Genomic DNA, 1000 nt, shown 5'->3' with positions numbered 1-1000 from the left:
AGGCCGGCGAAGCCGATCAGCAGGTTGAAGGCGCAGGCGAACAGCGCAAAGCACAGCACCTTCATCAGGAAGACGGGATAGAGCACGAAGGGTGCGGCGACGGCGACCAGCAGCAGGACGGCGGCGATCACCGCCGTTCCGGTGCCGCGGGCAGGGCCGCGCAGGGCGACGTGGGTGGAATTGCTGGCGACGCTCATGGATCAGCGCTCCCGTCCGAAGAGGCCCGCGGGCTTGATGAGAAGAACGATCGCCATCACGACGAACACGACGATGTTGGAGGCCTCCGGGTAGAAGACCTTGGTCAGCCCCTCCAGCAGCCCCAGACCCAGGCCGGTGACGATGGCGCCGAGGATCGAGCCCATGCCGCCGATCACCACCACGGCGAAGACGATGATGATCAGATTGGTCCCCATCAGCGGCGACACCTGATAGATCGGCGCCGCCAGCACGCCGGCCAGACCGGCCAGCGCCACGCCGAAGCCGTAGGTCAGCGACACCATCACCGGCACGTTGATGCCGAAGGCCTGCACCAGCGTCGGGTTCTCCGTCGCCGCGCGCAGATAGGCGCCCAGCTTGGTCCGCTCGATGGCGAACCAGGTGCCGAAGCAGATGGTGAGCGAGGCGACGACGACCCAGGCGCGGTAGTTGGGCAGGAACATGAAGCCCAGATTCTGCCCGCCCTTCAGCGCGTCGGGGATGGGGTAGGGCTGGCCCGACACACCATACTGGTGGCGGAACGCCCCCTCCAGGATCAGCGCCAGACCGAAGGTCAGCAGCAGGCCATAGAGATGGTCGAGCTTGTAGAGCCGCGACAGCATCGACTTTTCCAGCGCGATGCCGAGCAGCCCGACCACAAGCGGCGCAACCACCAGGGCCCCCCAATAGCCGACCCCGGCGTAGGTCAGCAGCAGCCACGCCACGAAGGCGCCGACCATGTAGAGCGCGCCATGGGCGAAGTTGATGACGTTCAACATGCCGAAGATCACCGCCAGCCCAAGGC

The 1000-nt window shown here is 66.3% G+C and carries 1 protein-coding gene and 1 pseudogene; both read right to left on the bottom strand.

All coding sequences use genetic code 11. From position 1 onward, the window contains the following. Window positions 1-197 (bottom strand): annotated as a pseudogene (locus GBZ48_RS35875) (branched-chain amino acid ABC transporter permease); the annotation flags it as partial. 3 nt (window positions 198-200) lie between these two features. Next, window positions 201-1000, bottom strand: an 800-nt coding sequence (locus tag GBZ48_RS35870) for a branched-chain amino acid ABC transporter permease (RefSeq protein ID WP_174475377.1), incomplete at its 5' end; no start/stop codon positions are given.

Origin of the sequence: Azospirillum melinis, assembly GCF_013340935.1 — a bacterium.
GTDB classification, from domain to species: Bacteria; Pseudomonadota; Alphaproteobacteria; order Azospirillales; family Azospirillaceae; genus Azospirillum; species Azospirillum melinis.
This window is presented reverse-complemented; position numbering and strand designations above follow the sequence as displayed.